8 protein-coding genes are annotated in these 6476 nt (G+C 49.9%); 5 read left to right on the forward strand and 3 right to left on the reverse strand.

Going from position 1 to position 6476, the window contains the following annotated elements:
* A partial coding sequence (locus tag ABYT30_RS13775; RefSeq protein WP_373097036.1) for a hypothetical protein occupies window positions 1-710 on the reverse strand: 710 nt, incomplete at its 3' end.
* A gap of 307 nt (window positions 711-1017) precedes the next feature.
* Here ABYT30_RS13775 and ABYT30_RS13780 point away from each other — a divergent pair.
* Entirely contained in the window at window positions 1018-1893 is an 876-nt protein-coding gene (locus ABYT30_RS13780) for an alpha/beta fold hydrolase (protein WP_373079584.1), read from the forward strand.
* A 63-nt stretch (window positions 1894-1956) separates the two neighbouring features.
* Here ABYT30_RS13780 and ABYT30_RS13785 read toward each other — a convergent pair whose 3' ends face one another.
* A complete protein-coding gene (locus ABYT30_RS13785; protein WP_373079582.1) occupies window positions 1957-2313 on the reverse strand; it encodes a group 1 truncated hemoglobin in 357 nt (118 codons plus the stop codon).
* 110 nt (window positions 2314-2423) lie between these two features.
* On the opposite strand from ABYT30_RS13785, the gene ABYT30_RS13790 reads away from it, so the two are divergent.
* Entirely contained in the window at window positions 2424-2858 is a 435-nt protein-coding gene (locus ABYT30_RS13790) for an Rrf2 family transcriptional regulator (protein ID WP_373079580.1), read from the forward strand.
* The gene (locus tag ABYT30_RS13795; RefSeq protein ID WP_373079578.1) at window positions 2858-3799 is read left to right on the forward strand and encodes an HPP family protein; all 942 of its coding nucleotides are present in this window, start codon (window positions 2858-2860) and stop codon (window positions 3797-3799) included. Before ABYT30_RS13790 ends, ABYT30_RS13795 begins: the two co-directional genes overlap by 1 nt.
* Window positions 3800-3824: 25 nt before the next feature.
* Here the strand turns inward: ABYT30_RS13795 and ABYT30_RS13800 are convergent, their stop codons facing one another.
* Entirely contained in the window at window positions 3825-4649 is an 825-nt protein-coding gene (locus ABYT30_RS13800) for an alpha/beta hydrolase fold domain-containing protein (protein WP_373097038.1), read from the reverse strand.
* Between the two features lie 218 nt (window positions 4650-4867).
* Here ABYT30_RS13800 and ABYT30_RS13805 point away from each other — a divergent pair, with 218 nt between their 5' ends.
* Together ABYT30_RS13805 and ABYT30_RS13810 are read left to right on the forward strand one after the other, a co-directional pair.
* Window positions 4868-5590: an MBL fold metallo-hydrolase gene (locus ABYT30_RS13805; RefSeq protein WP_373079574.1), complete on the forward strand. Its 723-nt coding sequence runs from the start codon at window positions 4868-4870 to the stop codon at window positions 5588-5590.
* 143 nt (window positions 5591-5733) lie between these two features.
* Window positions 5734-6476: DmsE family decaheme c-type cytochrome (locus ABYT30_RS13810; RefSeq protein ID WP_373097041.1), on the forward strand; the 743-nt coding region annotated here is incomplete at its 3' end.

A 6476-nucleotide genomic window follows, 5' to 3' on the forward strand; every position in this document is an offset into this window, starting at 1 on the left:
GGCCCCAAGCCAATACCTTCAACAAATATCTCAACACTTTTCGGCCTGTTCTCTAACAGCAAGGCGCGAAATCGCTGTCCCTCGTCACTAGCAAAATAATGGGGAGAAAAAAGCGCCACAGCGTGGCCCTTTTCTTTGAATGTAAATACCACTTTTAGTTGTTTACTAAGACTTGGGAGAAGACGCTTAACGCCAGTCTCACTACTAACCACACCGTCAACGTCACCACGGTACATCGCCAAAACAGCCTGTACATGGTCTGAATAATAGACTAATTCCTTATTTCCGAATATTTGCACATCTCCAGCGCGAACTCCCTGAACAAGCGCCAGAGAGCGCACATTGTTAGGCGACGTATTCGAGTGAATATAAATATGAATATCCTGATCAGTTAGGGCAACCACGCGATAACCGCAGACCCGCTCAAAGTCTTGCATTTCGAGGTTGTAGCTACCAAACACAATATCGTATTTATTTAAGGTGCACTCGGAGCTAAGGCGGCTTACATCACTACCGTAAACGACATCATAGCTACGCCCAACAGCCTGAAAAATATCTTCAAAAAAGGGCCGCAAATAGTTTTCAGTAATCTCGGCGCCATAAATAGAGAAGGTCCAAACACTGACCGGCTTAGGCGCTGTAGCGGCGTATGACTGCGACACTAGCAATACCGCAAATATCGCGGCAACTTTTCGTATAATTAATGGCATAGAGCGCTGCCACAGTCCCAACATAATCAAATTCATCCATCAATTGGACTGCAAGCTAAACCGCAGTCAGGTATAAGCAATATAGGTCACCTGTATATAACTGCAATGAGCATTCAATTTACCGCGTCGTAACGACCCTGCTATCCGCGGAGCCGAACCCAGCATAACAATTTATTACCGCTTACATTCTACAAACGGCGGGAATTAATCAAGAAAACTAACGCAGATTTACTTATAATCCTTGGGCCAATAACTTTAACTATCAATATAGCCGGCTGAATCAGTGCCGTTTACGCTCGGAGCAAACATGACCGAACCACGAGAACCCGCCTCTAAACACTTTGTATCGCAAGGCTTAAAGCTTCATTACCTTGACTGGGGCAACGCCGAGGCGCCGCTATTGATATTCGTCCATGGTATGCACGACCACGCCCGCAGCTGGGATCACATTGCGCGCCATATGTGCAAAGACTGGCATGTGATTGCCGTGGATTTACGCGGTCATGGTGATAGCCAGTGGTCAGCAGAAGGCCTCTATCACAATCCACTTTTACTATTAGATTTCGCTAATCTTATCGATGCCCTCGGCGCCGCGCAGGTTACTATCGTCGCTCACTCCTTGGGCGGCAATCCCAGCGCCCGCTATACCGCGCTATACCCTCAGCGCGTGAACAAATTAGTACTAGTGGATGCCATGGGACCATCTGCCAATGTTATTGAACAATGGAACAATGAAGGCGTTGTTAGCCGCAGCAGAGCCTGGCTGGAGAAACAAAAGTACTTGGCAACGCGACCCCCGCGCCGCTTCGCGAACTTAGCCGAGGCCACCGCACGCATGGCCAAAGCCAATGCTCACCTCTCCGCGGAACAAGCGGAGTACCTCACCCGCTATGGCGTGCGTGAATACAGCGATGGCTTTGGCTGGAAATACGACCCCGCCACAGGAAATTTCTTACCGGAGGATTTCGAGATTGATTTGGCGGAATACTGGCGGCAAATCACCGCGCCAACACTGCTATGCTGGGGCCCAGAAAGCTGGACTAGCAACCCCGCTACTGATGGCCGAGGAGCACATTTTCAAAACCATCGCACACTTAGCTTCGACAAGTCTGGGCATTGGATACACCACGACCAGCCTGAGCTGTTTATTGCGGCCTTACATGAGTTTTTGGCTGAAAAGTAAATGAAGTGATATGGCCACTCAATAAGTCACATTGAATGGACATATCACTGGATTGTATTAATCTTAGCGGTTCAATATTTCATCCTTAACACTGTTAGCAACTTTTGCAACTTCGCCAATATCCTCGGGCGTGACACCTAGCTCTTTTAGCGTGAGTGCCAAGTTCTCTACTACGGCGTTAAAATGCTCTTCGCCCAAGCCCAAATGGATATGCGCTTGACGCATATCCAAACCCGAATATTCACTAGGCCCACCAAACACCATGGTTAGAAATTTCTTCTGCTTTTTAGCCTGGGCAAACATGTCAAGATTCTCGAAGTAGCCCGCTATGCGGTCATCGGCAATTACCTTTTCATAAAACACATCAACTGCTTTATCTACCGCGGGCTCACCGCCTATACGCTCATATAGTGTAGTCACTCGTTCATTCCTCAATCAGCAGAACCAAAGATGCATTTTCAATGCATCTTTAAAAGAGGTATCATACATGCACCTTTGATTCCGGTAAACCCCTTCGGACACACCTCAAGATGCAGCTCACTAAGCAGACTGATTTTGCCTTTCGAATTTTGCTCTATCTCGGCCAGCTACCCGAAGGCGAGCTCGCCAATATAAAAGCGATATGCGAGTTCTACGGCATATCGCAAAACCACATTGCCAAAGTCGTCGTGAAATTAACCAAACTCGGCTACCTAGCGTCGGTGCGCGGCCATGGCGGCGGTATTCGTTTGGCGGTCCAACCCGCTGCAATTAATCTCGCTAGTGTCATTGAAGATTTTGAAACGAGCTTAAAGCCCGTCAATTGCGACACCCCTCCCTGCAGAATCGCGGCTAGCTGCCAATTAAAGGGACTGCTCTTTGAGGCAACGAATGCATTTATGAACACCATGCGTCAGCGCACTCTCGCCGACATCCTTCCAAAGCAGATTAGTGCTGCCAGTAGCTTAGCCGTGGAAATAAAATAGTGGCCTTGCAACAATTTATCGGTATTCAAGCGCGATCATCGGCAGACGAAAAAATAATCGCTAGCATTGGCGCGGCGCTCAGTATTTGTGCCGTGTTTTTTGTTACTGACTGGCTGACCAATTACACACTTGCGATGACGCTATTACCCTCCATGGGCGCATCTGCAGTATTACTGTTGGCCGTCCCCCACGGTACCCTGTCGCAGCCATGGCCCTTATTTGGCGGCAATATATTGTCAGCCGGCGCTGGGGTTATTTGCGCCTTAGTCATCGACAATATCTATATCGCAGCGGGTTGCGCCGTTGGCCTTGCGATATTAACCATGCACGTATTGCGCTGTATTCATCCGCCGGGTGGCGCCACTGCCTTGGTCGCAGTAGTCGGGGGTAATGCAGTTCACGATTTGGGATTTAGCTTTTTACTATTCCCGACACTCATCAATTGTTTGATTATTTTTAGTTTCGCCTTCGTTTTTAATAATTTATTTCATTGGCGCCGCTACCCATCAAGCCTAATGAAGTACGACAAATCCATGTATAGCCCGGAAACCTCAAACATCCATGTTCGTCATATTCAATTGGCAATGGAGTCACTTGATGAGGTTATCGACATTGCGCCAGAGCAAATAAAATACATCATCGACAAAGCCGATGAGCTAATGCTCAGCGAATCCCAAGCGAAATTTAATATAGTGATCGGCGGGCTTTACACCAATGGTGCGGCAGGCCAAGCATGGTCAGTACGACGCGTCATCGACATTTCAAATCACAGTAATCCTGCCAAGAAAATGATCATGTATAAAACGGTCGACGGTGCCGGCAAGGGCAAGAATGGCAGCGGCCTGCTCTATGAGTTTAAAGATTGGGCGAAGGAAGTAATGAAGCCGGTCAAAAAGGTCCGCACATCGCAAAGTAAACACAGCAGCGGCCCGCCGCGCTGATGAATTGTAGTAACTCGCAGCGAGCTTAGTTCTTAAGCGCGTTGCTAAACTGCGCTTTGGTAAATTCAATACCGCGTTGCTCTGCGCCACCAGCCAATGCATAGGTAGCGACATGACCGAGAAATTTAACGGTATAGCTCTCTACCGGAATATTTTTCTCTGCCAAAGCAGATTTCATCATTGTCATTTGTTCGATCTCGACCAAGGTGTCCCACTGACCGTGGTATAAAAATACCGGCGGCGAATTGCTAGAGACATGATTGACAGGCGATGCATTTTGCCAAGCCGCCTTGGCCTCACTCATGGGCTCGCCAATAAGCTTCAAAACGAGCGGCGAGTTTGGCCACGCAGTGAGATCCGCCGGGGTGCCGCCAGCAACGATGCTACTCAGGTATGGCGGTTGCTGCCTATTTAAGCCCGCCATTAAAATGAGATGGGCTCCCGCCGAGTAACCCCAACCGGAAATACGTTGTTGATCTATTTGGTATTTACCCGCGTGACTATAAAGCCACTCCAAGGCGGCGCTGACGTCTTCAATTTGCGCTGGGTGACGATGCTCTGGCGCTAAACGATAAGTAATATTGAAAACCACAAAGCCAGCCTTTGCGAGCCGCCGACTAATTCCACCCATATCGCCACTGCGATTAGTCCAGCCACCGCCGTGCACCACCACAACAGCAGGCTTAAGACCGGAGGTATTAGGTATATACAAATCACCGCCTAAGGACTGGGTATTGACCGTCTTGTAGCTTAGACCCTGCACATAACTGTAATCGCTACTTCCCTTTAGCTTAGTGCCGGCGCACGCCACAACAAACAATGTCGCAACGCTAAAAATAATCAGTTTCATCAATAATACTCGTGGTTGATATTTCGTCGTACTAACACGGCCCCAAGATTGACACAATGATACCGTATTGAGGCAGAGATATTGTACGTGCCACCCTGGGCCTTGGATTTTTTAGTGGCAAGCGTCGCGCAATACTCCCCATGCAGAAGCGACTTAAGCGTGCTAATTTAGAGAAAGGTAGTTTAGTCATTTTCATCGGCAGCACAGGAGTGTGTTACATGGAAACGCAAGTGACAGAAATTGCACGGGACACCTTCCGGATATCGACCTTTCACCCCCAGTTCGGCATTCAATTCAACCAGTTTCTTATTCATGACGAGCAGCCACTGCTTATCCACACGGGCTTCCAAAACATGCTCGACGACACCCTAAGTGGTATTAGTGAGGTGATGGATCCCGCCCAATTACGCTGGATTGGCTTTAGTCATTTTGAAGCCGATGAGTGCGGCGCACTGAATGCGCTATTAGGCCTTGCCCCGAACGCCCAGGCGGTTTGTAGCCAAGTCGCGGCGATGGTCAATCTCAGCGATTTCGCCTGTCGTGAAGCGCGGGGGCTTGATGACGGGGAAATATTGAATACCGGCCGACATCAAATTCGATTTTTAGCCTGCCCCCATGTTCCCCATGGCTGGGATGCTGGCCTCTTTTTTGACGAGACGGCAAAGACGCTGTTCTGCTCGGATTTGTTTTTTCACGGCGGCGACCCCGAACCACTGACACGCGACGACATTAGCACCCGCGCCGAAGTGGCAATGCGCGAAGGTCTATTAGGCCCATTGGCCCACGACATGCCCTTTACCCCCTACACCGTGGCGACGTTGCAGCGCTTAGCGAACCTGGAGCCGCGCACCCTAGCCACCATGCATGGCTCAAGTTTTCAGGGCGATGGCAAGCAAGCCATCTTAGCACTGGCCTCCGTCGTCACCAATTTACTGTCGTAGCGCCCCAAATGTCATAAAACACGCGAACTTCACTAGGGGTAAGTACTTAGCCTGCAATGCGCTAAAACGAGCATATTACCAAGCAATTTCCCGTTAATGAGCTAGTCTTAATAGACTCAATAGCCGGAGACAGGTGTATCCCTATGGTCAAACAATGGCTTACGTCACTGCTACTGTTACTCATTACCTCAACGGCACTAGCGGCACCACCCGCGCAAAATACCGCCGGCTATGCACCGGGGGATCCACAGGTCTGCCTAGGCTGTCACGGCGCAACGGGAATGAAGCCAGCGGCAGGTATCTTAACGACGCCCCACGGCCAAAAAGGCCACCCCGATAGCCCAATGAACAAGCAGGGCTGCCAAAGCTGCCACGGGCCTAGCGCTCAACACCTCAGCAAGTATGTTAATGGCAAACCTGCCAAGCCCACGGTCACCTTTAACGGTGATGCAACCCCGGTCGACGTTCAAAACAAAACCTGCTTAGGCTGCCATGAAAACAGCGCCCGCAGTCACTGGGACGGCAGCCAGCACCAATTTGCCGATGTTTCCTGCACCAACTGCCATCAGGTCCACACATCTCCGGATCCGGTACTTTTTAAGGAAACTCAAAAGGAGGTGTGCTTTAACTGCCACAAAGACAAGCGCGCGCAAATCCACAAGACTAGCGCCCACCCCCTCGTTGACAACCTGATGACCTGCTCTAGCTGCCACAACCCCCACGGCAGCCCGTCAGAGGCAATGCTAGGTAAAGGCTCAGTAAACGAAACCTGTTTTCAATGCCACGCGGAAAAGCGAGGCCCCTTTTTATGGGAACATCCGCCAGTTCAAGAAAACTGCAGTAACTGCCATCAACCCCACGGCAGTGTGCACACGCCGATGTTGAC

The sequence above is a fragment of the Zhongshania sp. genome (assembly GCF_041623545.1).
Classification (GTDB): domain Bacteria; phylum Pseudomonadota; class Gammaproteobacteria; order Pseudomonadales; family Spongiibacteraceae; genus Spongiibacter.